A 17,483-nucleotide genomic window follows, 5' to 3' on the forward strand; every position below is an offset into this window, starting at 1 on the left:
GCGAAAGGGCCGGTCAACCGGTCGCGTACTTGTTCAGGTTCGCGATCACGTGGCCCCACTCCGCCTCGGCGGATAGGTGGGGCCACATTCGTTGTCAACGAATGCCAAGAGTGACCATATCAACACTCTGAGCCATCTCGCGCCGTAATCGGCCCTGTTGAGGATCTACGCCCCCAGCCCCTGGAGGCCCATGGGGCTCGCCCGGCCCCTTCCTCCCCACCGTGGTCGCATCCGGAAGTCCTTCGGAGTTGACGGCGGAGCCGGCGTTGTGTGGAGTGGCTGACCTGATGACCACTCACACCTGGGACGCCACGGCCGACGGCGTGCTGCGCCTGCCGTCCGGGCGACGTGTCAGAGGGCGCGGGCTGCGGCGGGCAACGCCCGGCGGGGTGCTTCCCGACTTCGGGGTGTACCTGCTCGGCCGACCGCCCGCGCCCGTGGAGTGGGAGGCGCGCTGGCTGCGCTGGCCGGACTTCCGCCTCCCCGCCGACCGGGGCGCCGCGCGGGACGTACTACGTGAAGTCTGGCGCCGGAGCGCGCAGGAGCGCGTGGAGATCGCCTGCGCCGGTGGGCGCGGCAGGACGGGCACGGCGCTCGCCTGCCTGGCCGCGCTGGACGGCGTGCCCCCCGGCGACGCGGTCGCCTTCGTCCGGGAGCACTACGACGCCCGAGCGGTGGAGACGCCCTGGCAACGGCGGTTCGTCGCCCGGTTCATGAGCGCCTGACCGGCGCGGTCACGGGTTGACGGCGTGTTCGGTGAACCGGCCGCAGGGGCGGAACCCCAGGCGGCGGTAGACGGGTTCGCCGTCGGCTGACGCCTGCAAGACCGCGATGCGGTGGTCCCGGTCGCGGACCGCGCGGAGTGCCGCGAGCGTGATGGCACCGCCGTAGCCCCGTCGGCGGTGGGCGGCCAGGGTGCAAATGCTGTAGATGCCAGCGACGTCCGCGTGGTGGAACACTTCGGCGGAGCAGACCGGACGGCCCTTCGCGTAGCCGACCAGATAGCGGGCCGGGCACTGCGCGGCCAGCGCCTGCGGGGCGGCCTGGGCGAAGAAGCGGCGGACGGTGTCCGCGGGCGGATCCCAGTTCGCGGCGACGACCGTGGCGTAGTCGGCGAGCTGCTCGGGCGTGGCCACCCGCTGGATTTCCAGCCCCTGGGCGGCGGGCGGTGGCAGGGTGCCATCCAACTCGGCCCACATCGCCGTCTCTTGTTCGGACGCCGGCAGACCGGCCGCCGCGAGGCGGGTGGTGAGGTCCACCGGTGTCGAGGCGGGCCCCACCCACCAGGAGAAACGACGGCCGGTGCGGGCCAGTGTCCCGGCGGTCTCGGTGATACGTGTCGTAGCGTCGGCGGCGGTGAAGCGGGCCGCGGCAACGATGTTGAAGGTGTCGTCGTCCAGGCCGCTGTCCGCGATCAGGAGGTCACCAGCCTCTGTGACGGTCGCACCGGTCATGCTCCGGTGCAGGTGACAGGCGTGTTCCGCCAGGTTCCGTTCCATCCTGTCCATCACGTGGGCCGCATCGGGGAAACGATTGCTCATAGCGCTTGACCTCGATCCTTCCGGGTCTTCGATGCCTCCATCGAACCCAGGGCGGTTCGCCCTGACCTCGGCCGATCCGCTCGCCCCGGCCAGGGTGCGGGCCGCAGGGTCGACCCATGCGGCCCGTGTTCGTGCGGAAGGTGAGGGGGCCTCAACCCGATCTTCGAACAAGCGACTTGGCAGCGAGGCATACTTCCCGTGATCGACTCGCCGCGCACCGTCGTCGTGCGGGCATCGCTTTGATTACCCGGGGGTTGGAAATGAAGCTCACTTGTCGCGGCCTCAGCGCCGGGGCGCTGGTCCTGCTGCTCGCCACCGGCTGCGGCTCCCTTCGGGGGGAGGCTCAGTCGCCGCCACCCTCGCGCACCTCGGCGACGGCCCCGACCGCGCAGAACACCGCGACGTCGTCCCCGTCACAGCCGCCCACCACCCCTCCGCCCTCCTCCGACGCCCCTTCCCCCACGCCGTCGGACGGACCCACGGCGGCGGCCTCGACTCCCGGCCCGTCTCTCGACGCCGACGTGACGAAGATCGGTGACGCCCAGTGGGCCCGTATCACAGCCGCCGGTGCCTGGCGTCCCGAGTGCCCGGTGGGCCGCGCCGGGCTGCGCCGGCTTGAGCTCAACTACTGGGGCTTCGACGGGAAGGTCCACCGGGGCTCCCTCGTCGTCCGTGACGATGTGAGCGCCAGCCTGGTCCGGGTCTTCACCAAGCTGTTCGAGGAGCGGTTCCCGATTCGGCGGATGGAACCGATCGAGGCGTACGGCGGGGACGACAACGCGTCGATGCGCGCCGACAACACCTCGGCCTTCAACTGCCGCACGCAGGGCCAGGCCAACGCCCCCTCCGCAAAGTCCCCGCACGCGAACGGACGTGCCGTCGACATCAACCCGATGGAGAACCCCTGGATCGACTCGCGGTGCGACTGCTGGCAGCCCAGCGCCCAGCACAGCAGTCGAACCCCCGGGCCGGGCAAGATCCTCAAGAACGGCCCGGTCTGGCGCGCGTTCACAGAGGAGGGCTGGATCTGGCAGGACATCGCCACGGCGGACTACCAGCACTTCGATACGGGTTTTCCGTCCCGGCTGCTGGGGTCGTGAGGTCGACCACCCGGGGCTGAGGAGCCAGGTGGTGCCGTCCGGCCGGTGCGGCGGCCGATGGCGTCGACCGCGGCGTTGGCCCTGCCCGGTCGGTGGCGTCCGTCGGGGAGGGGGCGGCGCGGTCACGGATGGCCCGCACCCGGTGCGGGCGCGGGGAACGACACGATCCGGCCGCTGGGTTGCGTCGACTCGGGGTCGCCGTAGTGCTGGCCGACGACGTACAGCCGGGGATCCTCCCCGCGGCTGAGCGCGCAGGCGAAGGCGCCCCGGTCCAGCTCGACCGTGGCCAGCACCTCACCGCCCTCGCGCACCCGCACGCAGTGCCGGTTGCCCACGTCCGCGTACCAGAGCGCACCCTGCGCATCCAGGCAGATCCCGTCCGGATGGTCGCCGGGCGTGGGCGCCCACACCCGGCGGTTGCCGAGGCCGCCGTCCTCCCCGATGTCGTACGCCGTGAGCTGCTCGGCGTACGACTCGGCGACGATCAGCGTTTCGCCGTCGGGTGTGATCGCCATGCCGTTCGGGAACGCGACGTCGTCGGCCACCTGATCGACCCGTCGGGCTCCCGGCGCAGCACCCGGCGCCGCGCCGAGTCCACGACCAGCAGCCGCCCGTCGGGCAGGAAGTCGATGCACATCGGGAACGACGGGACGCTCACGACCACCTCGTGGCGCCCGTCGACGCCGAGCGCGATCACGTGGTTCGCACCCCAGTCGGAGAACCAGAGCCGCCCGCCGTGCCACCGCGGCGACTCGCCGAACACGATTCCCTCCATCAGGACCTCGGGTGCGCTCACGGTTGTCCCCTTCGCTCGTAGGTGACAGGACAGACCGGGCCAGCGTCCCAAAACCATCGCGATTCCCCGGGAAACATGCCGGTGGGCGGGGCGCCGTCGGGGAACCTGACCGAAGAGCGAGTTGACCTTCACGTTGGATGAAGGTCAACAGTTGGTCGCAGCCGCTCGTTGAGGGCCGCGGCCAGCGCGGTCGCTACAGCGGGCCCAGCACGTCCCGGGAGGTGGCGGTCAGTTCCAGGGTTTCGAGCACCGTGAGCAACTGGCGTTCCTCGTAGCGGAAGTGGTTCTCCATCAGCGCGGCGATGCCCTCGAGGTGCTTGTCGAGTTCCTCGGGTGGTGCGGAGCGGTCGACCGCTGCGCCGAGGGCGGTGAGCAGGTGGTCGATCATCGAGTGGTCCTGTTCGAGGGAGCGCAGCACCGGGCGCAGGTGGGGGTGTGCGGCGGCGATGGCGGGGAAGAGGGTGCGGTCCTCGCCCCGGTGGTGGCTGTCGAGCGCCGTGCAGAAGCCGCGGCAGTACAGCAGCAGTTCGCGGGTGGCCGCCTCGCCGGGCGTGCCGTCGGCGAGGGAGGCGCGGGTGACGGCCAGCGCTTCCCGTAGCTGCTGGTGGACCCGGCGCAGTTCGTGGCTCCAGGCAGCGAGCCTGGTCGTCTCGCGCTCAGTCACGCGAGAGCGAAGGGTACGGCGGGCATATCGTCGGTCTCCCTCGGTTCGGCGCCTCCATGCCTGGCACGGTCTGCCACCGGCACGCGACGCTGCCCGCACCCTATCCCGTAGGGCCGGACGGGCCTCCAAGGGGGCTTGTGCCTACGGGACTTGGGGGGTGCCGACTTGCGGGTGGGGCCCAGAGAGCCGTGGAGCGTGGGCATGGCACCGCGCCCGGGCGGCTCGTAGGCCCCCTTGCCTCTGCGCAAGGAGGCCCCGTACCCCTGGCCCGCCCCTCAGCTCAACGGGACGGATGGCGGCTGCGGGCTGACCTTCGTAGGTGCAGGACGAGGTACAGCGCCGCCGCGAGGAACACCACGATGCCGATGATGAGGAGGTAGAACAGTCCCTTCGCGACCGCGCCGATGATGCCCAGCACGATCGCGACGATGACGAGGAGCAGGAAGAAGATCATGGCGCTGTTTCCTCGGGGTTCCTCGGGGGTGGATCAGCGGCGGGCGAGTTTGCGTTCGCCGTTCGCGCCGGGCTGGTAGGGCAGGTCGTAGTGGGCGAAGACCGCGGCCTCGTCCTCGGCCGGCAGGACGTCGTCCGTGCCGATCGACGGGCACCGCTTCACCAGGGACTTGTCGTAGTCGACCCTGACCTGGTCCGGACCGACGACGGCGCCCTCCAGCGGGACGAACACCAGGCGGTGGCGGGTGGGCAGTCCGACCTGGACGGTGGCCATGAAGGGCTCGTCGGTGCTGGTGTCCACGTAGACGGCCTCCAGGGTGCCGATCTTGTGGCCGTTCGCGTCGACGACGTCGCGCGTACGCCACTCCCGGATGTCCGCGCTCTGGATCATCCCTGGTCTCCTTCGCCCTGCAGTGCGGCCGGTGTACGTCCCCAGTGTCCTACCGAAGACCGGTTTGTACCAACCTGGGCGTGGCGGGCCGGCCGGTGCGGCCGGTGCTCGCGGGGTGGCGGGTGCCGACGGGCGGGGCCTCATGGCCGCCGCGCTCACAGGTGGAGCAGCCGTTCCGCGAGGTCGCGGTAGCTGCGCAGCGCGGTGCGCAGGTCCTCCGTGGCGGAGTCCCCGTCCGCGTCCTGCCAGGACGTGCGAAGGGCGCTGCGGCGCTCGGCGAGGGCCGCGTGGATCCGGTCGGCGAGGTCGTCGAGCAGGGCGCCGGCCTCCTCGACCGCGGAGCGCGGGTCATCGACGAAACCGCTGACGGCGTGCTGGAGGCGCAACTGCAGCTTGTCGTGCTCGTCGGCCAGGAGTCCGGCGCGGGGGATCGAACCGGCTGCGGATGCTGCGGATGAGGGCTTGGGATCGGGCATGGGCTCGGACCTGGGATCGGACTCGGGCTTGGGCTCGGGTGCCTGCGCGGGGCGGAACTGCGCCGGGACGGCCATGGCCGGCTTCGCGTGCGCAGGGGTAGGTGCAGGTGCAGGCGCAGGTGTGGACATGGGCGCGGACGTAGGTGTGGACGGGGGCTGTCGGGATTCGTTCATGAGGTGCTTCCTCTCGTGCTGCTGCGGCGGCGGATCGCCGTCCACGGTGCGTGGCGCGGCTCGGGCCCGGTTTCGCGCTGCCGGTCCGGGCGCTCCGGCTTCTCCCCGACCAGTTCCGCGAAGAGCGCGTGGGCGTGGACGAGGGACTCGCGCAGGTGCTCGGTCGCGGCCGGCTCCTCGTGCGGCCGGCGCGCGGTTTCGTGCAGCTGCCGATAGCCGTCGACGTGCCGGGGGTAGTGCACCGACATCGCGGCGAGGCGCTCGTCGGCGCTGTCGGCGGAGAAGCCGCGGTCGCGTGCCAGCCGGTCGAGAAGCCGCTCGGCCTCGGCCACCGCCGCCGCGGGGGCGTCCACGAACTGCTCCTGGATACCGGCCCATTCCTTGGTGTACTGGGCCCGCGCCTCGGCCGTCAGCGGTCGCTGCCTGAGGTGGCCGTGCCGGCCGGCCCGTTCGCCGAGCTCCTTCTCGGCCGCCTTCGTGTCGCCGCCGTGCTGGGCCACGGCCCGCTCGTACTCCGGTCCGAAGCGGTGGCGCAGCCCGCGACTGCTGCCCGCGAGGGGCTTGGCCAGGGCTGCGGCGGCGACCAGGAGGACGGCGAGGAGAACGATGGTGATGATGACGCCGGTGGACATGGCGTGCCTTCCGAAAGATGGCCCGCAGAGGGCTGTCACCTGTCGGGTAGCCGCGGCGGGCGCGGCCAAACGGGCCGGTCGGGCTGAGATGCCGTACGCCGGACGCGGCACGTCGTCATGCTGACGCCCCACTGCGACCGGTATGTCCGCCGTCATCGCCTGCGGTGATGGGCCGTGCTCAAGTTGCCGGTTTCCGCCCGGGCGGCGGCGGCGTTGACTGAGGCCGATCGGCCGGGCGGGACCCGGTGGCTCGGATTCGTTGGAGGCTGTCATGGCTTTTGGGCAGCGCACCTCGCAGGTGATGCCCGCGGTGAGCCCGAACGGCTCGGCGCCGCTCTGCGAACACCTCGACGGACTGAGGCCGGCCCCACCCCGGTCGGACGGCTGCGACGAGTGCCGGCGGCAGGGTGCGGACTGGGTGGCCCTGCTGGTCTGCCTGACCTGCGGCTGGGTGGCCTGCTCCGACGACTCACCGAACCAGCACGCCAAGGCGCACTACGAGGAGACCGACCACCCGCTCGTCCGCGCCCTGGAACCGGGCGCCCGGACGCGCTGGTGCTACGTCCACCAGCGCGCGGTCTGAACCGGCCGCCGACGGCCTAACTGGCCGCCGCCACCGCAGCGTTCACCGACAGGAAGTGGTCCGGATGGCCGAGGAGAGCACGCTGCCGTATCGCGGCGGCGAACCCTTACGCGCCCGCACCCGCACCCCTACCCGGCCCCGAGCACAGCAGGCAACAGGCGGTTGTTATGTACGTGTTGCTCATCCCGGCCCTGCTGCCCTTCCTCCTGCTCGGCACGCTCATCGGGCTGTCCTGGCTGGAGGACCGCCTGCTGCCGGCCCGTACGGACCAGGCCCCGGCCCCGGCGGATCGGGCCCTCCGTGCTGAGCCGGCAGCGCCCCGCCCCGACGCCGGGCCCCGGCGTGCGGCCTGAGCCGCGCGGCGTGCCGGGCTGCCGGGACTGCGTGACCGCGCTGCGCCGGACCTCCGTGTCCCTGTGGAACCACAACGCCGACGAGTGGGCCGCGGCCCTCACCTACTACGCGATCCTCGCGCTGGTCCCCGCCGTGCTCGTCACGGTCTCCCTGATCGGCATCGCCGGCCCGGCCGCCACCCAGGACCTCATCAGCCAGGCCACGGCCATGGCGCCGGCCGACGCGCGGGCCGTCACCGAGCGCACCCTGCGGGGCATGGCCGACCAGCGCACCGCCGCCTGGCTGCTGGCCGTCACCGGCACGGCGGGCGCGCTGTGGTCGGCCTGCGGCTACCTCGCGGTCTTCCGCCGTTCCCTGCACACCATGTACGGGGTCGGGGACCCCCGGCCGTTCTGGCGGACGGTACCGGGCACCGCGCTGACGGCCGCGGCGCTGCTGACCCTGCTGGTGGCCGGCACGATCCTGCTCATGCTCACCGGCGAGGCGGCCCGTGCGATCGGCTCCGCCCTGGGTCTGGACCACACCGCCCTGACCGCCTGGAACACCCGCAAGTGGCCGATGCTGCTGTGCGTGGCGGTGGTGCTCGTCCTGCTGCTGTTCCACACCGGGCCGCCCCCGACCCGCCGGGCGCGGCACATCGCGCCGGGCGGCGTGCTCGCCCTCGTCCTGTGGCTGGCGGCCTCCGCGGGCTTCGCCCGCTACGTCTCCTGGGCCGGCACCTACAACCGGCTCTACGGCTCACTCGCCGGGAGCATCGTCTTCCTCGTCTGGCTCTGGGTGTCCAACCTCACCCTGCTCGCCGGCGCCCAGTTCAACGCCGAACTCGCCAAACTCCGCCCCCGGCCGGCCCGGGAGCGCACCACCGCCCCGGCCCCGCCGCCGTGAGCAACCACCCCTTTCCGAGGAGCACTTCCCATGCTGGACGTACGAACCACGAGCACCGGACGCAAGCACTCCCACCACGACACCCCCGACACCGAGGCGCTCTTCGTGCGTATCGCCGCCCTGCCGGACGGCCCGGAGCGCTCCGCGCTGCGCCGGCAGGCGGTGTGCGCCTGGATGCCGATGGCCACCCGCCTCGCCGGCCGCTACCGCAACCGCGGCGAGTCCTTCGCCGACCTCGAACAGGTCGCCAGGCTGGGCCTGGTCAAGGCCGTCGCACGCTACGACCCGACGGTGGGCATCGCGTTCCCCGGCTACGCGGTGCCCACCATCGTCGGCGAGATGAAGCGGCACTTCCGCGACCACCTGTGGGCCGTCCACGTGCCGCGCCGCGCCCAGGAACTGCGCCGGCGGGTGCGTACCGCCCGCCACGAACTCGACGGCTCGCTCGACTGCCGCGGCCCCTCGGTGCCGGAGCTGGTCGCGCACACCGGGCTGAGCGAGGGGGAGGTGCGCCTGGGCCAGGGCGCGCTGGAGTGCTTCGCCACGCTGTCCCTGGACACCGCCCTGGACCGCGGTACGGACGACCTCCCGCTGGCGGTGACCCTGGGCCGGGAGGACCCCGGCTTCGAACGGGTCGTGGACCGGGCGGCGCTGCGCCCGCTGCTGCGGGCGCTGCCGGAGCGCGAGCGGCGCATCCTGTACCTGCGGTTCTTCCGCGAGATGACGCAGAGCCAGATCGCCGAGGAGCTGGGCGTCTCCCAGATGCACATCTCCCGCCTGATCACCCTCATCTGCGCGCGGCTGCGCGACCAGGTGCTGGCCGCGACCGCGCCGGCCGTCACCGCGCCGGCCGCGCACCGCACCGGCGACGCGCCGTCCCCGCGCTGATCGGTGAGCGAGATGGGCCCATCCGCGATCGGCTGTTTCCGCCGGACCGCGGATGGGCTTGGCTGGACAGTGAACGAGTCCCTCCCACGCCGGCGCCCCCTGCGGGCCCCGGCACCGCGGCGCCCAGCGGTCCGTACGGGCCGACTCGGCGCGGCGTTCCACCCACTCCAGCTCTGGAGCCAGTCATGGGCATCATCGCCTGGATCGTCCTCGGCCTGCTGGCCGGAATGATCGCCAAACTACTGATCCCCGGCAGGGACGGTCACGGACTGCTCATCACCACCGTGATCGGCATCGCCGGATCCCTGCTCGGCGGCTTCCTGGCCGCCGAGGTGTTCGACATCGACGGCAACCAGGGGTTCTTCGACGTCACCACCTGGGTGACCGCCATCATCGGCGCGGGCATCCTGCTGTTCGCCTTCAGCATGTTCGCAGGACGCGGCGGCGGGAACGGGGGCCGGGGGCGCGGTTCCGGACGCAGCTCCGGTCGGCGCTTCTCCCGCAGATGAGCCGCTGCCCCCTCCGCCGGAGGCAGCAGCCGCGACGCCCGGCCTCCTGAGCGGTAGCGCCGGTCAGCGCCGTCAGCCCGCGGCCCGGTCGCTGGTGGCCAGCCAGCCCAACCGGGCCGACATGGTGCGTGCGCAGGCGACGATGGCCGCTACGTAGGGCGAGTCGTCGCCTGCGCGCCACAGCACCGACCACGGGTAGTAGGAGGCCGGTTCGATCAGCGGCCGCCAGAGGGTGCCGGGGAAGGTCGAGATGCAGGACGCGGGCACGCAGTACAGGCAGCGGCCCTGGGCGACCAGGTCGGCGGCGGCGCGGATGCTCTCGACCGTGCCCTCGTACACCGTCGGTGTGAAGCCGGCCGCCCGGCACATCTCGATCGTGAACTGGTTGAACTCCGGGGCCTGTACGTCCTCCGCCAGCAGCAGCGGCTCCTGCGCCAGCACCGCCACCGGCACCCCGTCGATCGAGGCGAACCGGTGGTCGCTGGGGATCATCACCCCCAGCGGGTCGTGGCGGAACAGGTGCGAGGCCACGCCCGTGGGGGCCAGCGCCGCGCGTCCGATGCCGACGTCGAGGCGGCCGTCGACGAGCTGCTGGTACTGCTCCGGCACCCCGGCCTCGACCTGATGGATCACCAGGTCGGGAAACCGGGCCTGGACCTCGTGCAGGATCTGCGGCATCGAGTCGTACCCGGCGTCGATGATCCCCACCCGCAGCGCGGGGGAGGCGTTGCCCGCGCCGCGCGCGACGGCGGCGGCGCGCTCCACGTGGGCCAGGATCTGCCGCGCCTCGACCAGGAACGCCACCCCGGCGGCGGTCAACTCCACGTGGTGGGTGGTGCGTTCCACCAGGCGTACGCCCACGGCCCGCTCCAGGCGCTGTATCTGCTGGCTGAGCGCCGACTGCACGATGTGCTCGCGGGCCGCGGCCCGGCCGAAGTGCAGCTCCTCGGACAGCGTGACGAAATAGCGAAGTTGGCGCAACTCCACGGCCTGACACCCCCTCCAGCCCTTCCCGACCTTCCCGACCTTGCTGCGAGCGTACGTGCGGGTCGGTTCCAGCGGAACAGGGAGGGGGTCGGACCCGTGCGGGGAAGGGACTTGACGCCCACTGGCTAATAGAATTAGCTTTCTCGTTACGGGCACTAACTCCTGGAGGAAGCCATGACCGAGTACCTCACCCTCCCCACCGGCCGCATCGCCTACGACGTGACCGGCGAGGGCCCCCTGGTGGTGATGGCCCCCGGCATGGGCGACGTGCGCGGCGCCTACCGCTTCGTGGTGCCCGAACTGGTCGCCGCCGGCTACCGCGTCGCGGTCTTCGACATCCGGGGCCACGGCGATTCCTCCACCGACTGGGACGCGTACACCACCTCCGCGGTGGGCGGCGACTACGCGGCCCTCATCCGCCACCTGGGCGGCGGACCGGCCATCGTCGTGGGGCAGTCCTTCACCCCCGACTCGGCCGTCCACGCCGCCGCCGAGGCGCCCGAGCTGGTCGCCGGCCTCGTCCTGATCGCGCCCTTCGCCGCCCCGCCCCGCCTCAACCCCCTGCTCAAGGCGGCCTCTGCCCTGGTCACGCGCGTCCCCGCGCTGTGGGGGATGTTCTACACCTCGCTCTACAAGGGCCCCAAGCCCGCCGACTTCAAGCCCTACGTCAGCGCCCTGAAGGCGAACCTGCGCCGCCCGCACGGCACCCGCGCCCTCGTCGCGATGGGCGACCCCGCCACCAAGGACTCCGCCGCCCAGCGCGCGCAGGTCGAGCAGCCGGCCCTGGTCGTCATGGGGACGAAGGACACCGACTTCCCCGACCCGGCGGCGGAGGCGGAGCAGTTCGCGGGCGACCTGGCGGGGCCCACGCGGATCGCCATGATCGAGGGCGCCGGCCACTACCCGCACGCCCAGTACCCGGCCGAGACCACCGCCGCGATCCTCGCCTTCCTCGCGCAGACCGCGAAGGCCGCCCGTGGGTAGGGCCGGCCTGTCGCCCGAAGCGGTGGTCGACCTCGCCCTGGCCCTCATCGACGAGGAGGGCCCCGCCGCCCTCACCCTCTCGGCGGTCGCATCCCGCGCGGGCGTGGCCACCCCCTCCCTCTACAAGCACGTACGCGGCCTGGCCGACCTGCGCGACCTGATCACCCGCCGCGTGCTGACCGACCTCACCGACCGCGTCACGGCCGCGGTCCTGGGCCGCTCCCGCGACGAGGCGCTGAGCGCGCTGATGCACGCCTACCGCGCGTACGTAAGACAACACCCGGCCCGCTACAGCGCGATGAGCCAGCAGCCCCCCGACCACGGACCGACGCAGGCGGCGGCGCAGCGCCTCCTGGACGTCATCCTGGCCACCCTGCGCGGCTACGGCCTCCAGGGCCCCGACGCCGTCCACGCCGCCCGCGCCCTGCGCTCCACCGTCCACGGCTTCGCCGCCCTGGAGGCGGCGGGCGGCTTCGGCCTCCCGGAGGACCTCGACACCTCCTACGACCTCCTCACCCGGATGACGATCACCGCCCTCAGCGCGGGCGCGACGACGCCGGGATGACGGGGGGCTGGGTGAGGGGCACTCAGCGGGCCACGCGGTCGGCCTCGCGTGCGGGGGCGGCCTCTGCGGTACGTACCCGCCGCCCCCGTGCGAAGCACGCCGAGGCCAGCAGCGGCAGCGCGGCCACCGCGAAGCACACCGGGAGCGGCAGCCGGCCGCTGAGCAGCCCGATCCCCGCGTAGCCGAGGGAACTGCCCAGGTTGAACGCGGTGTTGACCCACGTCCCCAGGCGGGTGCGCTCCCCGTCGGCGGCCGACTCCTCCGCCAGCAGGTACGCCGTGGTGAGCGCCGGCGCGACGAACGCCCCCGCCGCCAGCGTCCACACCCCGAGCACCAGCAGCCCGGGCGCCGAGCCCATCGCGGCCAGCACCACCGCCAGCGCCGAGGTCAGCACCGGCAGCCGCACCCACGCGGGGCGCCGCCAGGACCGCGCCCCGTACGCCAGGCCGCCCAGGAGGCTGCCCACCGCGAGGGCGGCCTCCAGCCAGGCCACGGAGGCCAGTTGGCCCCGGCTGGAGGCGAAGACCACCAGCAGCAGCCCCAGCGCGCCGAGCGCCATCCCGAGCCCGGCCGCCGCGGCGAGCGGCTGGCGGGGGAGGGGGCGACGGGGGAGGTCCCGCGCGCCGCGCCGCCGCCGCGTCGCGGGGGCAGGGACCGGGGCGACGGCCCGTACCGGCGGTGAGGCGGCGAACGCCAGCGTGCCGACGAGCACCAGCCCCGCGCTGCCCACCACGCCCAGCGCGGGATCGGCCAGGGCCGCGGTCAGCCCCGCGAGCAGTGGACCGGTGACGTAGAGCAGCTCCTCGCTGACCGTGTCCAGACTGAACGCCCGCTGCCGAAGCGCCGGTTGGGGCATCAGGTCGCTCCACACGGCACGCATCACCGGCCCGAGCGGCGGCGCGCACGCCCCAGCCGCGGCGCCCAGGACGACGAGCAGCCAGAGCGGCGCCGCTCCCGGCCGCCAGGTCGCCCCGGCCAGGGCGGTGAGCGCGAGCGCGTAGGCCAGGCCCATCACAGGCAGGACACGGCGCGGCCCGCGGCGGTCGATCAGCCCGGCGCGCAGGGGCGCGAGGAGGGAGACGGCCAGTCCGAAGACGGCGATGACCGCGCCGGCGGCGGCGTAGGAGCCGGTGCTCGCGGTGAGCGCGAGCATGAGGGAGAGGAAGACCGTGCCGTACGACAACCGGCCGGTCAGGGAGGTGAGGAAGGTGCGGGCGGCGTACGGCGTGCGCAGCACGGCACGGTACGACGGCGCCCCGGCGGGCGAGGACATGGGAATGCTCCTGGAAAGGACGTGCGGACAGGACGCCGAGGGGGCCGGTCACCGTCGGTGCGGCCGGGGCGCTGTCTACGCACGGGAAAGGAACATGTCCACGACTGTAGCAGGGCCGATGCGGGGGAGGCCAGGGGTGGTTGCTGCCGGGATCGGTGGCGGGGCGCTGCCGGGAGGCGGGCCGGCTCCCGGGGGTTTACGACCCTTCGGCGGCGTCCCTGACCTGCCCGTTGCCGCCAACCGGGCCGAAGAATACGCGGTTGATCACGGCGTGTTCGCCGCCGTAGGGTCGCCCGCATGGGACTCCAGCTCGTACAGGTGAACTTCAAGGCGGCCGACGACGCGGCGCTCGGCCGTTTCTGGGCGCAGGCGCTGGGCTGGGGGCAGTCCAGCGAGGGGCCCGGCGTGACCAACCTCGAACCCGTGGGCTTCGACTGGCCCGACCCCACCGCCCTGTGCATCGACCTCGTCACCGTGCCCGACCCCGGGACGGTGAAGTACCGCGCGCGCATCGACCTCGCCACCACCTCGGCGGAGCAGCAGGCGGAGCTGGTCGCGCGGCTGCGGGACCTCGGCGCGACGACCCCCGCCCACGCGACCGGGGACGACACCGCGTGGACGGTCCTGGCCGACCCGGAGGGCAACGCCTTCCACGTGCTGGACCCCCGCGAGGTCTACCGGGACACCGGACCGATCGCCCGGGTGGTCGTCGACTGCGACGACCCGCGCGCCCTGGCCCGCTTCTGGGGCGAGGCGGTGGACTGGACCGTCCACGAGGAGAGCGACGACCACGCGCGCCTGCGCTCACCCAAGGACGTCGGCCCGTACCTGGAGTTCGTCCGCACCCCCGAGGAGCGGACCGTGTGGAACCGCGTCCACCTCGACGTACTGCCCTACCAGGGCGACGACCAGGCAGCGGAGGTGGCCCGCCTGCGGACCCTGGGCGCGACACCCGCCGACGTCGGCCAGGGCGACGTCTCCTGGCAGATCCTGGCCGACCCGGAGGGCAACGAGTTCTGCGTCCTGAGCCGCGCGGCGACGCCGCCCCCGGCGACCGACTGACCCGGGAATCCCGTCCCGGGTCCCTATCGGCAACGCCCGATGCTCGACTGCCGATCTTGACGCCCGAGCGCTCGGTATGGCTACGTTCTGCATGGTGAAGCGTCAGTACGAAGAGCCCCAGTCGCTGCAGCAGTTGCTTGCCGAGATTGCCGCGCGGCAGGGATGCGCCATCGACCCGCCCAGCGATCAGAAGCCAGTCCTTCCTGTCCCGCACCGGCTGCCCGGTGACCTTGACGACCTGTTTCGGCGTTGCGGAGGGGTGCACCTCCACATCGATGCGGAATATCCGTGGCACATCGCTGGACCCTCCCGCCTGGAGCCGGCAGGGCCACTCCTGCTCACGCAGGAGATCGCGGAGCAGGTCGCCGCGGAGTCTCCCGAGGACCTGACGAACGATTGCTACGTCATCGCACAGGACTCACCGGGGACCTCCAGCGGCCAGTACGTCGTGGTCGATCTGCATCCGACACGGTTGGGACGCTGCTACCTCACCGCGTGGGACACCTTCGGGCTGGTGGGTGACATGCCGGTGGTGGCCACCTCCGTCACCTCTCTCCTCCGATGGCTGCTGCGCCTCGGCGGAGGCGATCCGAACGATCAGACCCCTGCGCTCGGCGACGCTTACGACGTCCTCGGCAACGGCCTTCGCTGATCCCACCGCAGCGGGAGGCGGTCGAACTCTCCTGGCAAACGGTCAAGACCTTCTGTCGGAGGGCGCTCAACTCCCGCTCGGCCGACCGGCCTTCGCCCCAGCCCGACCCCGCCCCCGCTTGCGCCCCCCGCCCCGCAGTGCCTTCAGGCCCGAGCGCAGGGTGGCCGCCGGGTCCGCCGCGAGGCGTTCCCAGGTGCCGTTGGGGACGGAGTAGCGGACGACCTGGCCCCAGGAGGAGGCCAGTTGGCGGGGGAAGGGCCCGGTGACGTAGCGCAGTCCGTACTTCGCGAAGACGGCGCGGACCTCCGGGGCGACCTCGGCGTAGCGGTTGCTGGGCAGGTCGGGGAAGAGGTGGTGCTCGATCTGGTGCGAGAGGTTGCCGGTCAGGAGGTGGGTGAGGGGGCCGCCGGAGATGTTCGCGGCGCCCATCATCTGCCGCAGGTACCACTCGCCGCGGCTCTCGCCCCGGATCGCCTTGCGCGGGAAGGTCTGCACCCCCTCGGGGAAGTGCCCGCAGACGATCACGGAGTGGGTCCACAGGTTGCGCAGCAGGTTCGCGGTCAGGTTCGCGGCGAGGGTGTACGGGGCCGAGCGGCCGGAGAGCAGCGGGTGGACCACGTAGTCCTTGGTCGCCTGGTCGCGGATCTTGCGCAGCACCTCGGAGCGGCGCCGGTGGAAGTCCTCCTTGTCGGCGCGCCCGGCGAGGTAGCGGCCGATCTCCAGGTCGTAGGCGGCGATGGAGTACTCGAAGACCATGGCGTTGAGGAGGTTCCACAGCGGCTGCCCCAGGTGGAAGGGCTTCCAGCGCTGCTCCTCGCAGACGCGCATGATGCCGTAGCCGAGGTCGTTGTCGCGGCCGATGACGTTGGTGTACGTGTGGTGGACCTGGTTGTGGGAGTGCTTCCACTGCGCGGCCGGCGAGGCGTTGTCCCACTCCCAGGTGGTCGAGTGGATCCGCGGGTCGCGCATCCAGTCCCACTGGCCGTGCATGACGTTGTGCCCGATCTCCATGTTCTCCAGGATCTTGGCGAGCGTCAGACCCGCCGTGCCCGCGAGGCGCGCGGGCCGGTGCCGGGAGAAGAGGAGCAGCGCGCGGCTGCCGGCCTCCAGGGAGCGCTGCACGGCGATGACCCGGCGGATGTACGCGGCGTCCGAGGCGCCGCGCTGGGCCAGGCAGCGGTCGCGGATGGCGTCGAGCTCGCGGCCGAGCTCCGCCACCTGCTCGGCGGTGAGCCCGAGGTCGTCGTGCAGCCGCCGGGGGGCGGGGGCGGCCTGCTCGGGCTGGGGGGTTTCGGTGCTGAGCGTGGTCATGGGCGTTTCCTCTACAGCTCGATTTCGCAGGGCCCGGCCGCGGCCGAGACGCAGGTCTGTACGGGCACGCGCTCGCCGGGGACGGCGCTGGTCAGCCGGCCGTCGCGCAGGTCGCGTACGGCGCCCTGGGTGAGCGGGGCCACGCAGCCGAAGCACACCCCCATCCGGCAGCCGTAGGGCATCAGCACCCCGGCGTCCTCCCCGGCGGTGAGCAGGGGGGTGGCGCCGTCGGTGGTGGCCCGGGTGTTGCTGCGGGTGAAGGTGACGGTGCCGCCCTCGCCGACGGCGGCCGGGGCCAGGCGGAAGCGCTCGGTGTGCCAGGCGGCGCCCAGGCCGTGGGCGGCGCGGTGCTCCTCCAGGGCGTCCAGCAGGGGGCCGGGGCCGCAGGCCCAGACGTCGCGCTGGGCGTGGTCGGGGACGAGGGCGGTGACCTCGGCGGGGGTGAGGCGGCCCTCGGTGGCGGTGTGGCGTTCGATCAGGCGCAGCCGCCCCTGGTGGTGCAGGGCGCGCAACTCCGCCCCGAAGATCGCCTCTTGCGGGGTGCGGGCCGTGTGGATCAGCACCACGTCGGGCAGCCGGTGCAGGGAGCTGCGCAGGAGGCCGGCGAGGGGGGTGATGCCGCTGCCGGCGGCCAGGAGGAGCGCCTTGGCGGGCGGGCGGGCGGGGAGGGTGAAGTCCCCGGCGGCCTGCTCCAGGAGCAGCAGCTCCCCGGGGCGGGCGCGGTGGACGAGGTGGCGGCTGACGAGGCCGTCGTCGGCCGCCTTGACGGTGACGGTGAGGCAGCCGTCGGCCCGGTCGGGGGCGGAGGTCAGCGAGTAGGCGCGCCAGTGGCGCACCCCGTCGATCTCCACGCCGAGTCGTACGTACTGCCCGGGCCGGTGCCGACGCCAGTCGCGGCCGGGGCGGATGACGAGGGAGGCGGCGCCGGGGGTCTCGGGCAGCACCTCCAGGACGCGGCCGTGCAGGCGTCCGCCGGCGCCCAGGGGGCGTACCAGGTCCAGGTAGTCGCCCGGCAGCAGCGGGGTGGCCAGCAACCCGGCCACGCGCAGCGCCCGTTGGGCGAGCGTGCGGCGCGTGCCGGGGGGCCGGGGCGCGGGGGGAGCGGACGGGCCGGTGGCGAGGGGAATGGCCATAGGGCCAGCTTCGGCTGACTCCAGCCGGGGAATCCAACCCTTGCGGCGTGAAGTTCCCGTCGTTTTCTGT

Annotated in this window: 24 protein-coding genes; 11 read left to right on the forward strand and 13 right to left on the reverse strand. The window is 73.0% G+C overall.

Annotated features, from left to right (window positions below; genetic code table 11):
• The first annotated feature begins 287 nt into the window (after window positions 1-287).
• On the forward strand, window positions 288-725 hold the full coding sequence (locus tag ACFQLX_RS14805) for a protein-tyrosine phosphatase family protein (protein WP_386415121.1): 438 nt from the start codon (window positions 288-290) through the stop codon (window positions 723-725).
• A 9-nt stretch (window positions 726-734) separates the two neighbouring features.
• Here the strand turns inward: ACFQLX_RS14805 and ACFQLX_RS14810 are convergent, their stop codons facing one another.
• Window positions 735-1,499 carry a GNAT family N-acetyltransferase gene (locus tag ACFQLX_RS14810; protein ID WP_386415303.1) on the reverse strand — a complete coding sequence of 255 codons (765 nt, stop codon included), beginning with the start codon at window positions 1,497-1,499 and terminating at the stop codon, window positions 735-737.
• 385 nt (window positions 1,500-1,884) lie between these two features.
• Window positions 1,885-2,022 (reverse strand): hypothetical protein, encoded by a 138-nt coding sequence (locus ACFQLX_RS14815; RefSeq protein WP_386415123.1) that lies wholly within the window; start codon window positions 2,020-2,022, stop codon window positions 1,885-1,887.
• 40 nt (window positions 2,023-2,062) lie between these two features.
• On the opposite strand from ACFQLX_RS14815, the gene ACFQLX_RS14820 reads away from it, so the two are divergent.
• Window positions 2,063-2,641, forward strand: coding sequence for a M15 family metallopeptidase (locus ACFQLX_RS14820; protein WP_386415124.1), 579 nt, complete (start codon window positions 2,063-2,065; stop codon window positions 2,639-2,641).
• A gap of 122 nt (window positions 2,642-2,763) precedes the next feature.
• Here ACFQLX_RS14820 and ACFQLX_RS14825 read toward each other — a convergent pair whose 3' ends face one another.
• From ACFQLX_RS14825 to ACFQLX_RS14855, 7 genes are all read right to left on the reverse strand, one after another.
• The gene (locus ACFQLX_RS14825; protein ID WP_386415125.1) at window positions 2,764-3,156 is read right to left on the reverse strand and encodes an SMP-30/gluconolactonase/LRE family protein; all 393 of its coding nucleotides are present in this window, start codon (window positions 3,154-3,156) and stop codon (window positions 2,764-2,766) included.
• On the reverse strand, window positions 3,126-3,437 hold the full coding sequence (locus tag ACFQLX_RS14830) for an SMP-30/gluconolactonase/LRE family protein (RefSeq protein WP_386415126.1): 312 nt from the start codon (window positions 3,435-3,437) through the stop codon (window positions 3,126-3,128). The genes ACFQLX_RS14825 and ACFQLX_RS14830 overlap by 31 nt, the downstream gene beginning before the upstream one ends.
• 193 nt (window positions 3,438-3,630) lie before the next feature.
• Entirely contained in the window at window positions 3,631-4,101 is a 471-nt protein-coding gene (locus tag ACFQLX_RS14835; RefSeq protein ID WP_386415129.1) for a hemerythrin domain-containing protein, read from the reverse strand.
• A gap of 280 nt (window positions 4,102-4,381) precedes the next feature.
• Entirely contained in the window at window positions 4,382-4,555 is a 174-nt protein-coding gene (locus tag ACFQLX_RS14840) for a hypothetical protein (RefSeq protein WP_386415132.1), read from the reverse strand.
• Between the two features lie 33 nt (window positions 4,556-4,588).
• Complete coding sequence (locus tag ACFQLX_RS14845; RefSeq protein ID WP_386415134.1) at window positions 4,589-4,945, reverse strand: PRC-barrel domain-containing protein; 357 nt, start codon at window positions 4,943-4,945, stop codon at window positions 4,589-4,591.
• 155 nt (window positions 4,946-5,100) lie between these two features.
• A complete protein-coding gene (locus tag ACFQLX_RS14850) occupies window positions 5,101-5,496 on the reverse strand; it encodes a PB1 domain-containing protein (RefSeq protein WP_386415135.1) in 396 nt (131 codons plus the stop codon).
• A 95-nt stretch (window positions 5,497-5,591) separates the two neighbouring features.
• Window positions 5,592-6,227: a hypothetical protein gene (locus ACFQLX_RS14855; RefSeq protein WP_386415137.1), complete on the reverse strand. Its 636-nt coding sequence runs from the start codon at window positions 6,225-6,227 to the stop codon at window positions 5,592-5,594.
• Window positions 6,228-6,498: 271 nt separating this feature from the next.
• On the opposite strand from ACFQLX_RS14855, the gene ACFQLX_RS14860 reads away from it, so the two are divergent.
• The 5 genes from ACFQLX_RS14860 (at window position 6,499) to ACFQLX_RS14880 (ending at window position 9,446) form a co-directional block, all read left to right on the forward strand.
• On the forward strand, window positions 6,499-6,810 hold the full coding sequence (locus ACFQLX_RS14860; protein ID WP_386415139.1) for a UBP-type zinc finger domain-containing protein: 312 nt from the start codon (window positions 6,499-6,501) through the stop codon (window positions 6,808-6,810).
• Window positions 6,811-6,977: 167 nt separating this feature from the next.
• Window positions 6,978-7,163 carry a hypothetical protein gene (locus ACFQLX_RS14865; protein WP_386415140.1) on the forward strand — a complete coding sequence of 62 codons (186 nt, stop codon included), beginning with the start codon at window positions 6,978-6,980 and terminating at the stop codon, window positions 7,161-7,163.
• Window positions 7,153-8,049, forward strand: a complete 897-nt coding sequence (locus ACFQLX_RS14870) for a YihY/virulence factor BrkB family protein (RefSeq protein ID WP_386415141.1) — start codon at window positions 7,153-7,155, stop codon at window positions 8,047-8,049. The genes ACFQLX_RS14865 and ACFQLX_RS14870 overlap by 11 nt, the downstream gene beginning before the upstream one ends.
• Before the next feature lie 30 nt (window positions 8,050-8,079).
• A complete protein-coding gene (locus ACFQLX_RS14875; protein WP_386415144.1) occupies window positions 8,080-8,937 on the forward strand; it encodes a SigB/SigF/SigG family RNA polymerase sigma factor in 858 nt (285 codons plus the stop codon).
• Window positions 8,938-9,122: 185 nt separating this feature from the next.
• Window positions 9,123-9,446, forward strand: coding sequence for a GlsB/YeaQ/YmgE family stress response membrane protein (locus ACFQLX_RS14880; RefSeq protein ID WP_386415146.1), 324 nt, complete (start codon window positions 9,123-9,125; stop codon window positions 9,444-9,446).
• A 72-nt stretch (window positions 9,447-9,518) separates the two neighbouring features.
• Here ACFQLX_RS14880 and ACFQLX_RS14885 read toward each other — a convergent pair whose 3' ends face one another.
• Window positions 9,519-10,433: a LysR family transcriptional regulator gene (locus tag ACFQLX_RS14885; RefSeq protein ID WP_386415148.1), complete on the reverse strand. Its 915-nt coding sequence runs from the start codon at window positions 10,431-10,433 to the stop codon at window positions 9,519-9,521.
• Window positions 10,434-10,607: 174 nt separating this feature from the next.
• Here ACFQLX_RS14885 and ACFQLX_RS14890 point away from each other — a divergent pair, with 174 nt between their 5' ends.
• Together ACFQLX_RS14890 and ACFQLX_RS14895 are read left to right on the forward strand one after the other, a co-directional pair.
• On the forward strand, window positions 10,608-11,417 hold the full coding sequence (locus ACFQLX_RS14890; protein ID WP_386415150.1) for an alpha/beta fold hydrolase: 810 nt from the start codon (window positions 10,608-10,610) through the stop codon (window positions 11,415-11,417).
• Window positions 11,410-11,982, forward strand: coding sequence for a TetR/AcrR family transcriptional regulator (locus ACFQLX_RS14895; RefSeq protein WP_386415152.1), 573 nt, complete (start codon window positions 11,410-11,412; stop codon window positions 11,980-11,982). The genes ACFQLX_RS14890 and ACFQLX_RS14895 overlap by 8 nt, the downstream gene beginning before the upstream one ends.
• Window positions 11,983-12,004: 22 nt before the next feature.
• On the opposite strand, the gene ACFQLX_RS14900 is transcribed toward ACFQLX_RS14895, so the two are convergent.
• The gene (locus ACFQLX_RS14900) at window positions 12,005-13,255 is read right to left on the reverse strand and encodes an MFS transporter (RefSeq protein WP_386415154.1); all 1,251 of its coding nucleotides are present in this window, start codon (window positions 13,253-13,255) and stop codon (window positions 12,005-12,007) included.
• Between the two features lie 297 nt (window positions 13,256-13,552).
• Here ACFQLX_RS14900 and ACFQLX_RS14905 point away from each other — a divergent pair, with 297 nt between their 5' ends.
• On the forward strand, window positions 13,553-14,317 hold the full coding sequence (locus tag ACFQLX_RS14905; RefSeq protein WP_386415156.1) for a VOC family protein: 765 nt from the start codon (window positions 13,553-13,555) through the stop codon (window positions 14,315-14,317).
• Between the two features lie 91 nt (window positions 14,318-14,408).
• Window positions 14,409-14,969 carry a hypothetical protein gene (locus ACFQLX_RS14910; protein ID WP_386415158.1) on the forward strand — a complete coding sequence of 187 codons (561 nt, stop codon included), beginning with the start codon at window positions 14,409-14,411 and terminating at the stop codon, window positions 14,967-14,969.
• Between the two features lie 66 nt (window positions 14,970-15,035).
• Here ACFQLX_RS14910 and ACFQLX_RS14915 read toward each other — a convergent pair whose 3' ends face one another.
• Both ACFQLX_RS14915 and ACFQLX_RS14920 read right to left on the reverse strand, forming a co-directional pair.
• A complete protein-coding gene (locus ACFQLX_RS14915; protein WP_386415161.1) occupies window positions 15,036-16,280 on the reverse strand; it encodes a fatty acid desaturase family protein in 1,245 nt (414 codons plus the stop codon).
• Between the two features lie 11 nt (window positions 16,281-16,291).
• Window positions 16,292-17,314: a ferredoxin reductase gene (locus ACFQLX_RS14920; RefSeq protein ID WP_386415304.1), complete on the reverse strand. Its 1,023-nt coding sequence runs from the start codon at window positions 17,312-17,314 to the stop codon at window positions 16,292-16,294.
• Between the last annotated feature and the right edge of the window lie 169 nt (window positions 17,315-17,483).

Source organism: Streptomyces polyrhachis, assembly GCF_042663125.1.
Classification (GTDB): Bacteria; Actinomycetota; Actinomycetes; order Streptomycetales; family Streptomycetaceae; genus Streptomyces; species Streptomyces polyrhachii.